14 protein-coding genes and 1 pseudogene are annotated in these 14,789 nt (G+C 56.9%); 5 read left to right on the top strand and 10 right to left on the bottom strand.

Annotated features, from left to right (window positions below):
- Positions 1 to 75: 75 nt before the first annotated feature.
- The 3 genes from ACYZT6_RS14165 to ACYZT6_RS14155 form a co-directional block, all read right to left on the bottom strand.
- Entirely contained in the window at positions 76 to 864 is a 789-nt protein-coding gene (locus ACYZT6_RS14165; protein WP_462027433.1) for a MipA/OmpV family protein, read from the bottom strand.
- 102 nt (positions 865 to 966) lie between these two features.
- Positions 967 to 1,455, bottom strand: coding sequence for a GFA family protein (locus tag ACYZT6_RS14160; RefSeq protein ID WP_462027432.1), 489 nt, complete (start codon positions 1,453 to 1,455; stop codon positions 967 to 969).
- A 46-nt stretch (positions 1,456 to 1,501) separates the two neighbouring features.
- Positions 1,502 to 1,906, bottom strand: a complete 405-nt coding sequence (locus tag ACYZT6_RS14155; RefSeq protein ID WP_462027431.1) for a PaaI family thioesterase — start codon at positions 1,904 to 1,906, stop codon at positions 1,502 to 1,504.
- Between the two features lie 268 nt (positions 1,907 to 2,174).
- Here ACYZT6_RS14155 and ACYZT6_RS14150 point away from each other — a divergent pair, with 268 nt between their 5' ends.
- From ACYZT6_RS14150 to ACYZT6_RS14140, 3 genes are all read left to right on the top strand, one after another.
- Entirely contained in the window at positions 2,175 to 3,059 is an 885-nt protein-coding gene (locus ACYZT6_RS14150) for a LysR substrate-binding domain-containing protein (protein ID WP_462027430.1), read from the top strand.
- Between the two features lie 100 nt (positions 3,060 to 3,159).
- Positions 3,160 to 4,269, top strand: a complete 1,110-nt coding sequence (gene aguA / locus ACYZT6_RS14145; RefSeq protein WP_462027429.1) for an agmatine deiminase — start codon at positions 3,160 to 3,162, stop codon at positions 4,267 to 4,269.
- Between the two features lie 2 nt (positions 4,270 to 4,271).
- On the top strand, positions 4,272 to 5,369 hold the full coding sequence (locus tag ACYZT6_RS14140; protein WP_462027428.1) for an extracellular solute-binding protein: 1,098 nt from the start codon (positions 4,272 to 4,274) through the stop codon (positions 5,367 to 5,369).
- A 125-nt stretch (positions 5,370 to 5,494) separates the two neighbouring features.
- On the opposite strand, the gene ACYZT6_RS14135 is transcribed toward ACYZT6_RS14140, so the two are convergent.
- The 6 genes and pseudogenes from ACYZT6_RS14135 to ACYZT6_RS14110 form a co-directional block, all read right to left on the bottom strand.
- Entirely contained in the window at positions 5,495 to 6,112 is a 618-nt protein-coding gene (locus ACYZT6_RS14135) for a DNA-3-methyladenine glycosylase family protein (RefSeq protein WP_462027427.1), read from the bottom strand.
- Positions 6,113 to 6,117: 5 nt separating this feature from the next.
- Positions 6,118 to 6,921, bottom strand: coding sequence for an isocitrate lyase/PEP mutase family protein (locus ACYZT6_RS14130; RefSeq protein ID WP_462027426.1), 804 nt, complete (start codon positions 6,919 to 6,921; stop codon positions 6,118 to 6,120).
- A gap of 40 nt (positions 6,922 to 6,961) precedes the next feature.
- The gene (locus tag ACYZT6_RS14125; RefSeq protein WP_462027425.1) at positions 6,962 to 8,044 is read right to left on the bottom strand and encodes a bifunctional transcriptional activator/DNA repair enzyme AdaA; all 1,083 of its coding nucleotides are present in this window, start codon (positions 8,042 to 8,044) and stop codon (positions 6,962 to 6,964) included.
- A gap of 64 nt (positions 8,045 to 8,108) precedes the next feature.
- Positions 8,109 to 8,798, bottom strand: coding sequence for an arsenical resistance protein ArsH (arsH, locus tag ACYZT6_RS14120; protein ID WP_462027424.1), 690 nt, complete (start codon positions 8,796 to 8,798; stop codon positions 8,109 to 8,111).
- Positions 8,798 to 9,289 carry an arsenate reductase ArsC gene (locus ACYZT6_RS14115; protein WP_462027423.1) on the bottom strand — a complete coding sequence of 164 codons (492 nt, stop codon included), beginning with the start codon at positions 9,287 to 9,289 and terminating at the stop codon, positions 8,798 to 8,800. The genes arsH and ACYZT6_RS14115 overlap by 1 nt, the downstream gene beginning before the upstream one ends.
- Before the next feature lie 83 nt (positions 9,290 to 9,372).
- Positions 9,373 to 9,504: pseudogene (locus ACYZT6_RS14110) on the bottom strand (LysE family translocator); the annotation flags it as partial.
- A gap of 368 nt (positions 9,505 to 9,872) precedes the next feature.
- Here ACYZT6_RS14110 and ACYZT6_RS14105 point away from each other — a divergent pair.
- Both ACYZT6_RS14105 and ACYZT6_RS14100 read left to right on the top strand, forming a co-directional pair.
- Positions 9,873 to 11,036, top strand: coding sequence for a hypothetical protein (locus tag ACYZT6_RS14105; protein WP_462027422.1), 1,164 nt, complete (start codon positions 9,873 to 9,875; stop codon positions 11,034 to 11,036).
- A gap of 198 nt (positions 11,037 to 11,234) precedes the next feature.
- Complete coding sequence (locus tag ACYZT6_RS14100) at positions 11,235 to 12,941, top strand: hypothetical protein (RefSeq protein WP_462027421.1); 1,707 nt, start codon at positions 11,235 to 11,237, stop codon at positions 12,939 to 12,941.
- Positions 12,942 to 13,061: 120 nt separating this feature from the next.
- On the opposite strand, the gene ACYZT6_RS14095 is transcribed toward ACYZT6_RS14100, so the two are convergent.
- Positions 13,062 to 14,774: a hypothetical protein gene (locus ACYZT6_RS14095; RefSeq protein ID WP_462027420.1), complete on the bottom strand. Its 1,713-nt coding sequence runs from the start codon at positions 14,772 to 14,774 to the stop codon at positions 13,062 to 13,064.
- Positions 14,775 to 14,789 lie beyond the last annotated feature (15 nt).

The following is a 14,789-nucleotide window of genomic DNA, read 5'->3' as shown; positions in this document are numbered from 1 at the left end:
ACATAATTTGTGTACGACTCCGGACCTGTAGGAGCGAGGCTTGCCCGCGAAGAGGCCATCAGCAACAAAGCATTGCTAAAAGGTGTACGCCACTTGCCCACCCACCGATGCCTGCATCCGCCGCTCAACAATCGGACTGTCCGCCGCATCACCCGCCAGATACTGCACGGCCAGCACCGTCGAAACACTCCATTGCTCATTGATCGGCAACGACCAGGTCAAATCCGCCCCGCGACTCACCAGCCCACCGTGAGTGTCATGCGCCCTGAACTGACTGCGCGACGCCTGCGCCGCACTGACGCCATACCAGGTGCGTACGTAATTGCTGTCACCAAACTGACTGTTCAGACTGCCCACGACCTTGCCGTAGTCACCCTCATAAAACGGCGCGCTGATGCTCAGCTTCAGGCGATTCCAGGCAGAGCCGGTGTCGTGATCGTCATCATCCTTTTCCAGCGCATGTTCAAAACTGGCACCGAGAATGATCGGGCCCATGTGGTAAGTCCCGTCCAGCCCCAGCACAGGTCGCGACTTGATCGAGCCCATGCCGTCCAGCTCATCCGAGCCTTTGAAGCCGGTCTTGCGATCCTTGCGCACATCGCTCGCGCCGATGTAAACGCTCAGGCCGAAGTCGTCTTCATCGAACGCCCAGCCCAATCCCTTTTCAGTGTCCAGAAAGATTCCATACGGGCTGACCACCTTGGCGCCCAGTAGCGGCGCGACCGCGCGCTCGTCACTGCCGCTGTAACGCGGCACGCTGGCGGCACCGGCGCGTAAGGTGTATTGCCAGTCTTCGGCGTGTAATGAGTCGGCGGGAAACAGCAGGCAAAGCGAAGGCAACGACAGACACAGCAAACGTAGCATGGGAACACCTGAGGGGAGGTTGGATGCGCCCATGCTAGGCGGCTGCCGCCTGGCAATCTTTGAGAGCTTTGTCGGGAAACTGTCAAAGACTGTGAAGCGGCTTCAGCGGCTCAAACCCAGGCGTTCATGCCAGTCGGCAATGGACTCTTCGGGATAGACGTCGAACTGTTTGTCTCCGGGGCGCATGTCGACTTCCACCCACGGCGCCTTTGAGTCGAGCAACAGGTGCGTGTGTTCAGGCGGCACCGGCAGCGGGGTGTCGATGGCTGACGCGAACGGGTGAATCAGCTCCGGCCATTCGGGGCTGTACACCCACAGGCCCGAGCCGCAGACCGAGCAGAAATGCCGGCCGAGGATACTGCGATGGGCGCGCTTGGCGCCTTCGTTCTTGAGTTGCGCATGGTAAACCGCGACGTGCTTGCGCCCACGGACCTTCAGACTGGCGGCATCACCGGCAATATTGATCGAGTAACCGCCACCGCCCTGAGTCTTGCGGCAGATCGAGCAGTAGCAACGCTGATACGGGTAGGGGTGGGCGCTGGTCAAACTGAACGACACAGCGCCGCAATGACAGGAACCTTCGAGCTGCATGGGAACCTCCGACGAGGGTTAGGTGTACCCAAAACAGCCTAGACCGTCAGCGAACTTCGACCGGCACCAGAATCGCATCGCCGGTCGCCACCAGTTTCAACTGGTCGCCGGTTTGCGCGAACAGCTCGGCGCGGGCAAACACCTGCTTCTTGCCGGCCTTCACCACCCGGCCCCGAGCGATGAACACTTCGCCGACGGCGGGCGCGAGGCAGTTCACCGAAAAGTGCGAAGCGAGCACGTTGCCGGCGACCGTTCCGGCGGCGAATCCGCAGGCCGTGTCGAGCAGCGCGCCGATCAGCCCAGCGTGCAGGAAGCCGGCGTATTGCGCCATGTCGGCTTCGCGAAAAGCCAGGGTCAGCTCGGCTTCGCCGCTCGCGGCAGCGGTCAATTCGAAACCGGCCCAGCGGTTGAAGGCCGAGGTTGAGTTGATTTGTTTGAGAGCGTTGAGCATGGCGAATCCCTCCGGTTGAGACACCAACATGCGCCGGGTTTGGGGGGAAGTCATGGTGGATAAGGGCGGGTGATGGGGGCTTGGATTTGTGGTGAATGTACCTCCGCCATCGCGAGCAGGCTCGCTCCCACAGGGGGACCGCATTCATCGGGAAGAACTCGGTCAACTGTGGGAGCGAGCCTGCTCGCGATGAACGATAACTCGGTCTTACTGGACGCCCACCAACGGCCAAGGCAGCATGGTCGCCTTCATCACCGGGGCTGAATTCATGCGACGACTGCCTTCCTTAGCAGCACTCAGAACCTTCGAATGCGCCGCCCGTCACGCCCACTTCGGCCGGGCCGCCGCCGAGCTGTGCGTCACCGACAGCGCCGTCAGCCATCAAATCCGTCAGCTCGAAGAGCACCTGGGCGTCTCGCTGTTCATTCGCGAAGGCCGGCAGATTCGTCCGACCATGGCCGCGGGCCGGTTGATGCAAAGCCTGCAGCAAGCCTTCGAACTGATCGGCGAAGCCTGCGATGAATTGCGCGACCCGTCATCGTTGGCCGTGTTGCGTCTGGCGGTCACCGCCGAGTTGGCGCAGAAATGGTTGATGAGTCGCCTCACCGACTTTTACGCGCGCTATCCGCACATCACGCTGCACCTCTACGAACAACCCATCGACGCCACGGCGCCGGGGGAAGACATCGACTTGGCGATCACCTACGGCACGGGTCCGGTCGACAGCAGCGCGTACTTCGTCCGGCCCTTGCCGGCGCTGCAATTTTTTCCGGTGTGCAGCCCTGGCCTGTTCAACCAGGGCACCTTGAAAACCCCGAAGGACCTGGCGCGCCATTGCCTGTTGCATGACGATCAGGACGGCAAGACCTGGACCGCGTGGCTCACCAGTCATGCCGGCGATCAGCGTCCCGAACGGCAACTGTATTTCGCCCATGCGGGCCTGGCGCTGGAAGCGGCGGTGCAAGGGCAGGGCGTGGCCATGGGCGACAATTTGACGGCCCAGGAAGACTTGCTCAGCGGTCGTCTGGTCCGGCCTTTCACCGCCAGCATGACCGCGCTCGGGCAATATGCGCTGGTGTGTGAGCGGGTACGCCTGGAGCGTCCGGCCGTGGCGCAGATGCTGGAATGGTTCAACGATCAGCTGACCGATTGATGAGTTGAATTCAAGTATTCCGAAATAATCATCGTTGGCGAGGAGGGCGCCGACGACCTTAGCCTGTGGTCATTCCAATCCCCGTTGATGAGGTCTGACCATGGCACGTTTGCTCGATTCCACCCCGAAACTCGACGGCTTCCGCCTGCCCGGCGAATTCGAAACCAAGGCCGGTTGCTGGCTCGGCTGGCCGGAACGCACCGACGTCTGGCGCAATGGAGCCAAGCCTGCGCAGAAAGTCTGGGTGCAAATTGTTACCGCAATTTCTCAAAGCGAACCGGTCACGGTGTGCGCCTCAGCCGCGCAATTCGCCACCGCTCGCCGGCAGTTGCCGCCTCAGGTACGGGTGGTGGAAATGACCTGCAACGACACCTGGTTCCGCGACAGCGGCCCGTGCTTTGTGGTCAACGACGACAGCGGTGAAGTGCGCGGCGTCGACTTCGAGTTCAACGCCTATGGCGGTCTCGACGGCGGCTTGTACTACCCGTGGGACAAGGACGATCAGATCGCCAGCAAAATCCTCGAAATCGAGCGTTTCGACCGCTACCGCGCGCCGCTGATTGCCGAACTGGGCGGGATCCAGAGTGACGGCCAGGGCAGCATTCTGACCACCGAACAATGCCTGCTCAACCGTAATCGCAACCAGCATCTGGGCAAGGAAGAAGTCACCCGCCGCCTGACCGATTACCTCGGCGCCGAGCAAATCATCTGGTTGCCACGGGGGTGCAAGTTCGACGAAACCGACGGCCACGTCGACGATCTCGCCTGCTTCGTTCGCCCCGGCGAAGTGGTGCTGCAATGGAGCGACAATCGCGATGATCCGCAGTGGGAGATCTATCAAGAGGCCTACGACATTCTGCGCAGCACCCGCGACAGCCGTGGCCGCGACCTGATCGTGCATAAACTGCCGCAACCGGATGTGCTGGAATGGACCGCTGAAGAGGCCGAAGGCCTGGACCAGCAGGACAGCACCCATACCCGTCAGGCCGGGACCCAGATCTGCGCGTCGTACATCAATTACTACGCCGGCAACAGCTCGATCGTGGTGCCGCTGTTTGGTGATCGCCATGATCAGGCGGCGCAGGCGACCCTGGCTGAGTTGTTCCCGCAACACAAAATCGTCGGCATCGAAAACTCTCGGGAAATTCTTCTGGGTGGCGGCAATGTCGCCTGTATCACCATGCCGCAATACGCCGCAAAGGGGGTTTGAACATGGGCCTGCACAAACTGACTCAAGCGTTATTGCTGGTGCTTGCACCTTTGTGTGTGCAGGCCGCCGGCACCGCGAAACCGGTGGTAAACCTGTACATCTGGGGCGAGTACCTGGCCCCGGATACCCTGACCAATTTCGAGAAGAAAACCGGCATCCATGTGGTGGTCGATCACTTCGACTCGTTAGAAACGGCGGAGACCAAACTGCTGACCGGCCGCAGCGGTTATGACCTGGTGCTGACGGCGGGGCAACACCTGTCCCGGGCGATCCAGAGCGGGGCGATTCAAACACTGAACCCGCAACAACTGCCGCACTTTGCCGGCGTCGGGGAAGAGTTCCGCCAACACATGGCAGCGTTCGATCCGGGTAACCGTTACGCCGGGATCTACGCCTGGGGCACCACCGGCGTCGGCTATCAGGAAGAGGCAATCAAACAGCGCTTGCCGGACGCGCCACGGGACAGTTGGGCAATGCTGTTCGACCCGGCTGTGGTGGCGAAATTTGCCGATTGCGGGGTTAGCCTGCTCAACGATCCGAACGAGGTTTTCGCAGCGGTCATGAAGTACTTGGGCCTGGACATCAATCGCCAGAATCTCGATGACCTGAAACTGGCCGAGCAACAACTCGCGAAGATCAGGCCGTACATTCGCTACTTCGACAATGACCTGAACATCAGCGACCTGGCCAACGGCAACACCTGCGTGGCGATGTCGTGGAACGGCAACGTGGCCATCGCGGCCGGGCAGGCCGAGGCGGCGAAAAAACCGTTCAAGCTCAGTTACCGGATACCGAAGGAGGGCACGTTGATCTGGTTTGATGCCATGGTCATTCCCAAGGATGCACCGCACCCCGAGGCCGGGCTGGCGTTGATGGATTACCTGATGACCCCTGAAGTGATTGCGCCAATCACTGACACCATTCACTACGCCAATGCGATTACGGCGGCGGACGGCTTGATCGATCCAGCGATTCGCAATGATCCGGGGACGTATCCGTCGGCGCAGGTGCGGGCGTCGTTGTATAGCAAGAATGACAATGGCAAAGCGTTCAACCGCGCGCTGATTCGGGCGTTTAGCCGGTTGAAATCCGGGTTGTGATTGGCCCTGAGTTATGTGTTGAATGTGATGCCGCCATCGCGAGCAGGCTCGCTCCCACAGGGGTTTTGTGAACACTCGAGATCCAGTGTGGGAGCTAGCCTGCTGGCGATGAACGATAACGCGGTTTACTTGCCAGTCATCCGCCACAAATACCACGAAGCTACTGTCCGATATGGACTCCACGCCAAGCCAATCTCCATCATCTGCTTTCGCGTCGGCTGCACCTCCAGGCCCTTCAGTCGCCGATACCCCTCGCGCACTCCAAAGTCATCCGCCGGCAAAATATCCGGTCGCTCCAGGCTGTAAATCAGCAGCATCTCGACCGTCCAGCGGCCAACCCCGCGCAAGGTGATCAAGCGCTCAATCAGCGCCTCATCGTCCATCGCCAGTGCCGTTGCATAATCCGGCACCACGCCGTCCAGAGCCGCCTGCGCAATTCCCTGGATGGTCGCAATCTTGCCCCCGGAAAACCCGCAACTGCGCAACTGATCAAACCCTGTCGCCAGAATCTGTTCCGGCCTGGGAAACGCCACTGACGGATACAACGCCAGCAGCCGACCGACAATCGCATCCCCGGCCTTGGCGTGCAGTTGCTGATAGGCAATCGCCCGCACCAGCGACTCATAGGGATCGCGAGCCGCGTGGGGTTGGTGCAGGCACGGGCCGATCGCCGCGATGTGGCGCGCCCAGTCTTCGTCGATGGATGACAGAAATTCGGTCGCCGGCAGATAGGTATCGAGCATGACGATCAGGCTTTCCCGGCAGGTTTGAGCAGAGCGTTGACTTCCCCATACGTGAAGGCCTTGAGGTGGCTGCTGTCCAGTTTGCCGGTCTCCAGAAAGCCTTTGGCCAAAGACGCCATCGCGCCATACAGAAACTCGGCAATGCCCGAGCCGGCACTCAGTCGCCGTACGCCGAGGGCTTGCAGCGTTTCAGGCGACGGCAAACCCGGCAGCCCGAGCACGTTCACCGGCAATGGTGTGCCTTGGCACAGTGCAGCAATCTCATATTCAGCCGTCACGCCCGCCGCGAACAACCCATCGGCGCCTGCTGCTTGATACAACGCGGCGCGCTTGAGCGTTTCGGCGACGCGATCTTCGGCAGGCACCAGGCCCCTGAGGTACACGTCGGTGCGGGCATTGATGAACAGCTTCACGTTGCGGCGATCGGCAACCTGACGGGCGACTTCGATCTTGCGTGCCAGCAACTCCGGCGGGGCAGCGCCGTCTTCGATATTGATCCCGACCGCACCGGCCGCGATCACCGCATCAATGACCTCGGCAACCCGCGTCAGGTCATCGGAATAACCCGCCTCGACATCGATGGTCAACGGCACCGAGATCACGCGGGCGATGGATTCGACAGTCGATATCAGGCGTTCGAGGGGCAGGGTGTTGCCGTCCGCATACCCATGAGCCCAGGCCACCGCCGCGCTGCTGGTGGCCACGGCTTTGCAGCCCAGTTGCTCGACGATGCGCGCCCCGGTGGCATCGGCGACGTTGGTGAGGATCAGCAAGCCTTCTTGGTGCAGTTGATGAAATTGGGTGTCCATCGAGTCTCCTTCCTTATGACTTTTTAGAGAAACCAAGGGGTCAGAATGCGAGTTGTTCAGTCACCTGCACGGCGGCTTTTTCCAGCCTGAGCAAAAATGCCTTGCGCGGTTGCCCTCCACCATAGCCCGTCAACGAGCCGTCTGCACCGATCACCCGGTGGCAGGGCAATACAATCGAAAGGCGGTTATGCCCGTTGGCCAGGCCCACTGCACGACTGGCGCCGGGCTTGCCCAGTATCGCGGCGATGGTGCCGTAGGTGCTGGTCTGGCCGTAGGGGATCTTCGCCAGTTCGGCCCAGACCTGCCGCGCAAATTCGCTGCCGGGCAAGTGCAGCGGAACGTTGAATCGGGTGAGTTTGCCGGCGAAATACTGCGTCAGCTCGGCTTCAATCTGCTGCAAATGGGCGTTGTGCCCCGGCGCGACGGCATAGCCATAATGGTTTTGCAGTTCTTCGACTTCCCGGGTCAGCGCCGGACGATCCAGGAACTCCAGCAGCACCAGCCCACGGCGTTCGGCCATGGCGATCATCGGCCCCAGCGGTGTGGTCAGGCGAGTGAACAGCAGCGGCTCACTGTTGGCCGCGCGGCCCGGCGTGATGTGAAAGGATTTTTGAAACGCATCGCGAAAACCGCTCAGGGATTCGTAGCCCGAGTCGAACGCCGCGTTGTCGATGGAATCACCCTGTTTGATACCACCCAAGGCCATGCCCAGACGCCGGGTGCGCAGCCAGGCGTGGAAGGTCATGCCGAAATGCTGCTTGAACCAGCGCCGCAGTTTCAACGGCTCAATGCCCTCGGCCACGAGCTGGGCATCGGTCCAGCGCAGGTCAGGATCGCTGTCCACCGACTTGAGCAACGCCTGCACCCAGTCCGGCGCGATGGCGGCGGCGTCCAGCGGCTTGCAGCGCAGACACGCGCGGTAGCCCGCCGACATGCACTCATCGGCATGGGCGAAGAACTCGACGTTCTCCGGTTTGGGCTTGCGCGCCGTACAACTGGGGCGGCAGAAGATCCCGGTGGTCTTCACGGCAGTAAAGAACACCCCCTCGTAGGCGGTGTCTCGTTCGAGCATGGCGCGAACCATCTCGGCGTGGGGCGGCAGCAAAGCGTTTTGTAGGTTCATGGGTTGAGCATAAGACGCGTTGACGGCCGCCTCCACCGGAAAATCGACAGAGAATTCCGCTGCCTCAGATCGAGCGTTGATTGACCCGCTTCGACAGTTCTTCAGCGCTCTCTTTACGTTCCGAATATCGGTCGACCAGGAACTCCTCGCGGCCACGCACCAGCACGGTGAACTTCATCAGTTCTTCCATCACATCCACCACACGGTCGTAGTACGCGGAAGGCTTCATCCGGCCAGCCTCGTCGAACTCCATAAAAGCCTTGGGCACCGAGGATTGATTGGGGATGGTCAACATGCGCATCCAGCGGCCCAGCACGCGTAATTGATTGACCGTGTTGAACGACTGGGAGCCGCCACACACCTGCATCACCGCCAGGGTTTTGCCCTGGGTCGGACGAACCGCGCCCATCGTCAGCGGGATCCAGTCGATTTGCGCCTTGAACACCGCCGACATCGAACCGTGGCGTTCCGGTGAACACCACACCTGGCCTTCTGACCAGAGCACCAACTCGCGCAGTTGCTGGACCTTCGGGTGGTCGCTGGGTGCATCGTCGGGGAGGGGCAGCCCGGAAGGGTCGTAGATCACCGTTTCGGCCCCCAGCAGACGCAAAATTCGTGCGGCTTCCTCGGTCAGCAGCCGACTGAAAGAGCGCTCACGGGTGGAGCCGTAAAGCAACAGGATGCGTGGTTTGTGGGTGCTTTCGGTTGCAGGCGTCAGCAGGTCCAGATCGAGATTGGGCAGTTCGTCGTTCATCACAAGGCTCCGATGCGGTCCAGTTCGACTTTCAGTTCGGCGTCCGAAAGGCTTTTCAAGTCCAGTGCGAAGAAGGCTGCGAACCGTTGCTTGATCGTATTGACGGTGCTGTCGAAAGCAGCCTGAATTTCCTGCTCGTTGCCATGCACCTCCGATGGATCGGCCAATCCCCAGTGGCTTTTGATCGCCGGGCCGAAATACACCGGACAGGCTTCCCCGGCGGCTTTGTCGCACACGGTGATGACGATGTTGGGTGGGGAGTCGGCGAACGCTGAAGAGTCTTTGCTGTAGAGGCCTTCGGTCGAGATACCTAGGTTGTGCAGGGTTTGCACGGCTTGAGGATTGAGCCGGCCACTGGGGAAACTGCCGGAACTCACCGCTTCATAACCCACGGGAGCCAAGTGATTGAACAGCGCTTCGCTCAACACGCTGCGGCAGCTGTTGGCGGTGCACATGAAGAGAACTTTGGTGGGATGGGGGAGAGGGCTCATCGCTGGAAGCTCGTATATATGGATATTCGAATATACGGATGCCTGCCCTAATTGCCAACTGCCTTTTCCGCACCGTTACCTCAGGCGTAGGCGCTGATGGCGATCCATTCCAGGATCAGGAACAACGCGCCGAGCGGTGCAAATTGCAGCGTCACGGCGCGGGTCGGGTCGACGGACTGGGGCAGGAATGCGGTGAAGATCAGGATCGCCTTGGGTTTCTGGGGTTTAGTTTGATGCCTCCATGCCTGGAGGGGCTGCTTTCGGCCGAGGCTGTGTAAAAACGTTTTTGAGCGCGACAGGTACTTAAAACCGAACTGAAAATCGCGCTTCTACGCGAAATCCACATCTACTGACGTGCCGATAAATTTCAGATTTAACGTAGACGCGCACACTTCAATTTTGGGGAAGCGTTTTTACACACTCTGGGCCAGAAGCAGACATTCACGGACGACGACACTGCCCCCCGATACCAAACATAGACACATTGCCGACGACTTCGTAATCTCGGCTCATGGCTTGTCGCTTTTTTCCCTCTGGCTACGATTGCACCCGCCCTTTAACTCGTTAGGTGTCATAAAAAAACATGAATTTAGGTGACCTCTTCCCCCCGGCTGGAAACGTGCAGCGCATCTATTGCAACACCTGTACGACTCATCTGGATTTGTCTTTCGAAGACTTCAACGATGAAGTGTCTGGCGTCCATATATATCTGAGCGATCTGCCTATCCTGAAGTGCCCAGAGTGCGGCGCTTCGCACTTGCCCGATAGATCGCGGTTCGCGCTAATCGAGTTGCACAAGCGCGCAACTGAGAGTAAATCCGACAACGTCAAGGTTCAACGTCGCAAAACCGAAAGGAACTACGGTTTTACGAAAGTGCCATTCCAGTACGACAGTGATGATTACTGCTACATACCAGGCCTCTGGCGCGAGTTCGATGAGGGTTTCCTAACGCCAGTATTTTTCAATAAAGAGGTCTTACTCAAATATGACGTTCATCCGTCGTATCGAGTGGCCTTTGCTTCAAGCACCTATGGGTCAATCAGACAAGGTGATGACTTTGATATCCCTTTTGGGATAAATCGGCATGGACGTTTAGTCATGTGGCTTGGAGATATCGCCCGCTTACCGGAGAGCGAGCAATTTTATCTGCGTTCTGAGAACGTTCAATCAGATCACTCCATCGGTTCTGAATTTTACGACGGCCAAATCGAGTGCAAGTTCACTGATCGCCCGCCAGAAGACCAGCTTTTCGAACAACGCTCAAGGCTTTTGGAGGCCTGCTTTGCTCGTTTTGGGCAAAAAGTCGCTCATTTAGAGAAAGAGGTTCTAGATCTGGCAATTTCCATTCGACGGCCGGTCGTAGACACTCCAGCCGAGCGTCGAAATGTCGCAGATGCACTGAACAAGGTTTACCTTGAGTCGTTCGACAACAAGGCACTCGAGAAAATTCTTAGCACGCTTGGGGTGGATGGTTCGAAACTTGGAAGCCTGAAACGGTTGCAGAAACTAATAGAGGCAGTAGCTCCCGCGAAAGACGTTGCAGGAACAATGAGCCCGCTCTATTCCCTCTATGATTTTCGAATTGCCTATTCGCATTTGGGATCACACGAGGGGCAAGAGGAAAAGTTGCGTTTCGTGAAGCATCGTTTAAAGCTCTCAGAAGAATCCGACTTATTCGAGATCTACGACGCACTGCTGCTTGCACTCCAGGTCGCATTCGCGGAACTGGCGGGCCTGCTCGAATGAAACCTAATTTTTCATTCTAGCCAATGCCTTTCGGAGCGGCTCGATTCAAGCGTTCGTAGCCGCTTGGGTCGATAATGCTCGTTCGCGATCGACTGCTATCGGCCAGAAGCAGTCAATGAACTAAACCGCAAGTGAGTAGCGTCAAACTGCCAATTATGGTATATCGGCGAACAATGACCACCATTTAAAGAACCTAAAATGTCATTTGACAACCCCAAAACTGCACAGCGACTTCTGGATGCCTGGAAGGCAATGAGAGAGGGGACGTTGAAATTTCCTCCATCGCTACAATCCCATGTGGATGAGCTATTAGCTGCTCCTTTGACAGCTACTGGATTGGTAGATACTAAAGGTATGTCCAGAAAGACTGTATTGATGGCGACGAGTTTTGGCGCAGCGCTGTCGGTACAGAGAGAAGAAGCGTTAAAGGATAAAGCTCATCAGCCAACAACCGCCATGAATGAAGTTCAAATTGAACTATTTGCCCTTTTCAGCTCGCTATTTGCTGCATTGACAGGCCGTTCGGTCGATCTGGTCAGAAGCGTGAACGAGATCAAGCAACGGATGATGTGGCGTGTTGGACATCAGCCAGACGTGTTCGCCCACTCAGTAAACCAAGTAACAGAAGAGTTGAGTGAATTTTATAATCGCCATTCCATAAATATTTATCAACGAGCAAAGAGTCTTGGTGGAATGAGATTGGTTACGGGTGGTCAGCGTCAATTTGGCCCATCCGCACTCAATGCCGTTCGCATAACCGGTCTTTACGCAGATACACAATTAATCCCAGATCCTATATACCCATTCATAAGCTCAGACCTAAACCTAAATGCTGTACACTTACAACTTGCCATTCAACTTTTCCATATACTGCAGTTGCGTCCGTTAGTAGATGCTAAGCTTCCAGTGCCAGCTGTTTTTATTTTCCCAAGTTTCGAGGAGGCATTGGAACGGAACGATGCACATACCAAGTTGGGGCTTGAACAGTTGGCGATTCGCTTGATTTCCCCAATTTGCCTCGGACAGATTCAATCACTAGAAGAACTATTCGATTATTCAAATAAACAAGAAACTGCATTTCTTGACGCACTGATGCCATCAGGCTTGTTTGTCCCTCCAGGTGGGAAACTCGGCATTCAACTCAGCGCCGGCGAAGCGGCGAGCCAATATCTCAAAGAGCTTGAGGGAATACGCTCGCCCCTTGTTCTAGATCAAATGAAACGCATGCCCACGGGCCCATTGCTTCTCAATGGCGTTCTGGAAAGACTACGACCTCAGTACCATTTATTTGAAAATTCCAGCGAACTTGGGGCGCAGGCACTTCTTTCGCAGCCTGTTCACTGGCACTATTTCGAGAAAATCGCTCAAGCAAATGCAAGAGATCTGCGCTCAAAAAATGTGATTTCTGATCAAGCGCTTCGGACGCTCCATGCGATCCAGGACGACAGCCTATCCTGGCTGGCTAATATCCCCGTAACGACTCTTGTCCAGCTAATTTCGAATAACGAACACCGGTGGCTCCGAGAGGAACTCAACAAATATACAAGCCAACTAGCATCCACAGGCCCCATTGATACGGATGAAATGATCAAAGAGGTCAGCCACGGCCTCGCTTCGCTAGTACAGCGGCAACGCAAGAGTCTTAAGGATATTGAATTAAAGTATGCACCGAAGAAAGCAGCAGTCCTTACAGGCAGCATCATAGGCGCGGGTCTGGTAGCATCGGCAGTCATGCTTCCCTTACTTTCCCCGCTCCTTGCAGTAGGTGTTCCCGCAGTTGCACTGGCAGGCGCAGCTAGCGGTGCCCTCATTGGTTTTGGTAAGGAGAAAATAGGCGAAGTCGTTGAGAAGCGTCACGCGGGTCAATCTATGCTTGGCGTGCTCGCTACAACTAGACCTAGTTAATACCCAGTATATGTGACGTACATGTGCTGCCGTACCTAACTAGTTTGGGCGAGATGCCGGGGGGGGGCAGGTTGGCCCGACAAAGGCTCCAATACTGCTCCCCTTAAGGCCATTCGTTGCTCATTCGTCGATATCAATCTCGAGAGCTCTCAAAACTGCGACAAGAGCATGATCACAACCTTCGGCTAGGTGGAAGAAGTGCGTACGGAAATTCCCATGGGTGGTACGGGCTTCCCGAATAGCGACAGCTTTCTTTTCGTTAGTCGCATGTCCCCGGATCTCATTGCGAAGCTCATGGAGTTTTCTCATCGGCGCCAAGATCTGCTTAGCGTCTTCTGCGCTAATTGAGCTTCCCACGAGAATTTCATACAACAACTTGAGCGAGCGCCAGGTTGGCTCCAGAACGCGTCCTTTCGCCTCAGCCATCTTACGCAGTGGCTTGTCGAGAAAGCCTTCTACCAGACATTGATCGAGAGCCATGACTTCATCTCCCCATTCCTTAGGCGAGTCTGTGGCTGGAGCAAGCACGCTATCGATCAGCTCCTCACCGCGAGGGTTCCACCAGGCAGGCTTTCTCTTGTCGAGCGTTCGGACCTTGCGCTTGAGCGCATCCAATGGATGATATTCGGTGTACCAGTCGCCTTCGATGTCCGTTCGATGCGCGCGCTCGGAGATGGGAGCCTTAGGCCATTCGTTGAAGGCCTTCCAGTACAGTTGTTCATCGTAAGGGAGCTTCGATAGGTCCCAGATGTACGCATGAACCTGGCCGGCCTCATTGATATCGTAAGATTTAAGATACCAAGCTCCTCTGCACGAAATGCTCCGGTCCTCCAGCGTGTACTTCTCAGGGTCGCCCTTGAAGCGATTTAGAACTTCTGCCCTGAAAAAAGCGGGAGATATCTGCCAGGGAAGATCGCTATCTTCAAAATAGCTGACGATGTGCTCGGGGCTGCAAGAAGTCTCTACCTGGCGGTCATTCTTACGATCAAAGATTTTGAAGACCGCGTACTCACGATCTGGATCACCGTCGAAGTCTTTGCGCCACGCCTCTTCTTGTTCTTCAACGGTGGTCTTAGGCCTAACCACCATGGCTCCATGCGCGAAGCTCGCCTTACTGGTCGATCCACCATGGTAGAACAGATCTGACTCGTCTCGGTTGTATCGACTGGCGCCATCCCAACCGTTGAAGCTGCCGGCCACATAACGAGTGAAATCAAATTTCATGACCAGCGCCATGTCCGCTAGGGCCATGTAATTGTCCAGGTCCTTACGAAGGATCGTGACTATATCCCGCCCCTCTATTTGGTCGGGAATTTGGAGCCTCAGTATTCTGATGACATCCTCGATATCGCCATTGTCATTCAGGCGGCAATACGCCTTTCGCTCATCCATATAGTGAATGTCGAGGCAATGTACGAGTTTTTGGCTAATTTCGATCGGCGTTGGCCCGGTATGAACCCCCTCAAGACGTCGCCGAATGACCAGAGGTTCACCCCCTGCTAAAGCAGACCCGCTGTCCTCTGGAAAGGGTGCCTCAATGTAGACACGATGTCCTTCATTGGAACACCAGGACTTCTCGATGCGCCAGGTAGTATCGGTGAACAGTGAGAGATTTCGAAGCGTTTCACCATCGGGAGGAGTGACATTATCGGTTGGAGCGAGTGCCCCGACGATGAGAAGGAAAGGAGCGCTAACGTAAATCACAATCTCGTCTGATTCCGAGTTTGCTGTCATGTACTGAACAGCCTGCTCGGCATCTTTGTACCAAGGATCATCCTGGTCCTCTGGAGCCGTCGCAAACGCAATTAAAGGTTTTGTATCGAAACGACGCATTTCCACTCCCGCAAG

This window comes from Pseudomonas sp. RT6P73 (assembly GCF_054897715.1).
This window is presented reverse-complemented; position numbering and strand designations above follow the sequence as displayed.

What these genes read in the sequence shown, in the direction of transcription:
- ACYZT6_RS14095 (WP_462027420.1), bottom strand. Translation starts at nt 14,774, where the DNA reads ATGCGTCGTTTCGATACAAAACCTTTAATTGCGTTTGCGACGGCTCCA.
- ACYZT6_RS14130 (WP_462027426.1), bottom strand. Translation starts at nt 6,921, where the DNA reads ATGGACACCCAATTTCATCAACTGCACCAAGAAGGCTTGCTGATCCTC.
- ACYZT6_RS14165 (WP_462027433.1), bottom strand. Translation starts at nt 864, where the DNA reads ATGCTACGTTTGCTGTGTCTGTCGTTGCCTTCGCTTTGCCTGCTGTTT.
- ACYZT6_RS14100 (WP_462027421.1), top strand. Translation starts at nt 11,235, where the DNA reads ATGTCATTTGACAACCCCAAAACTGCACAGCGACTTCTGGATGCCTGG.
- ACYZT6_RS14140 (WP_462027428.1), top strand. Translation starts at nt 4,272, where the DNA reads ATGGGCCTGCACAAACTGACTCAAGCGTTATTGCTGGTGCTTGCACCT.
- ACYZT6_RS14105 (WP_462027422.1), top strand. Translation starts at nt 9,873, where the DNA reads ATGAATTTAGGTGACCTCTTCCCCCCGGCTGGAAACGTGCAGCGCATC.
- ACYZT6_RS14150 (WP_462027430.1), top strand. Translation starts at nt 2,175, where the DNA reads ATGCGACGACTGCCTTCCTTAGCAGCACTCAGAACCTTCGAATGCGCC.
- ACYZT6_RS14125 (WP_462027425.1), bottom strand. Translation starts at nt 8,044, where the DNA reads ATGAACCTACAAAACGCTTTGCTGCCGCCCCACGCCGAGATGGTTCGC.
- ACYZT6_RS14160 (WP_462027432.1), bottom strand. Translation starts at nt 1,455, where the DNA reads ATGCAGCTCGAAGGTTCCTGTCATTGCGGCGCTGTGTCGTTCAGTTTG.
- ACYZT6_RS14135 (WP_462027427.1), bottom strand. Translation starts at nt 6,112, where the DNA reads ATGCTCGATACCTATCTGCCGGCGACCGAATTTCTGTCATCCATCGAC.
- ACYZT6_RS14155 (WP_462027431.1), bottom strand. Translation starts at nt 1,906, where the DNA reads ATGCTCAACGCTCTCAAACAAATCAACTCAACCTCGGCCTTCAACCGC.
- aguA (WP_462027429.1), top strand. Translation starts at nt 3,160, where the DNA reads ATGGCACGTTTGCTCGATTCCACCCCGAAACTCGACGGCTTCCGCCTG.
- ACYZT6_RS14115 (WP_462027423.1), bottom strand. Translation starts at nt 9,289, where the DNA reads ATGAGCCCTCTCCCCCATCCCACCAAAGTTCTCTTCATGTGCACCGCC.
- arsH (WP_462027424.1), bottom strand. Translation starts at nt 8,798, where the DNA reads ATGAACGACGAACTGCCCAATCTCGATCTGGACCTGCTGACGCCTGCA.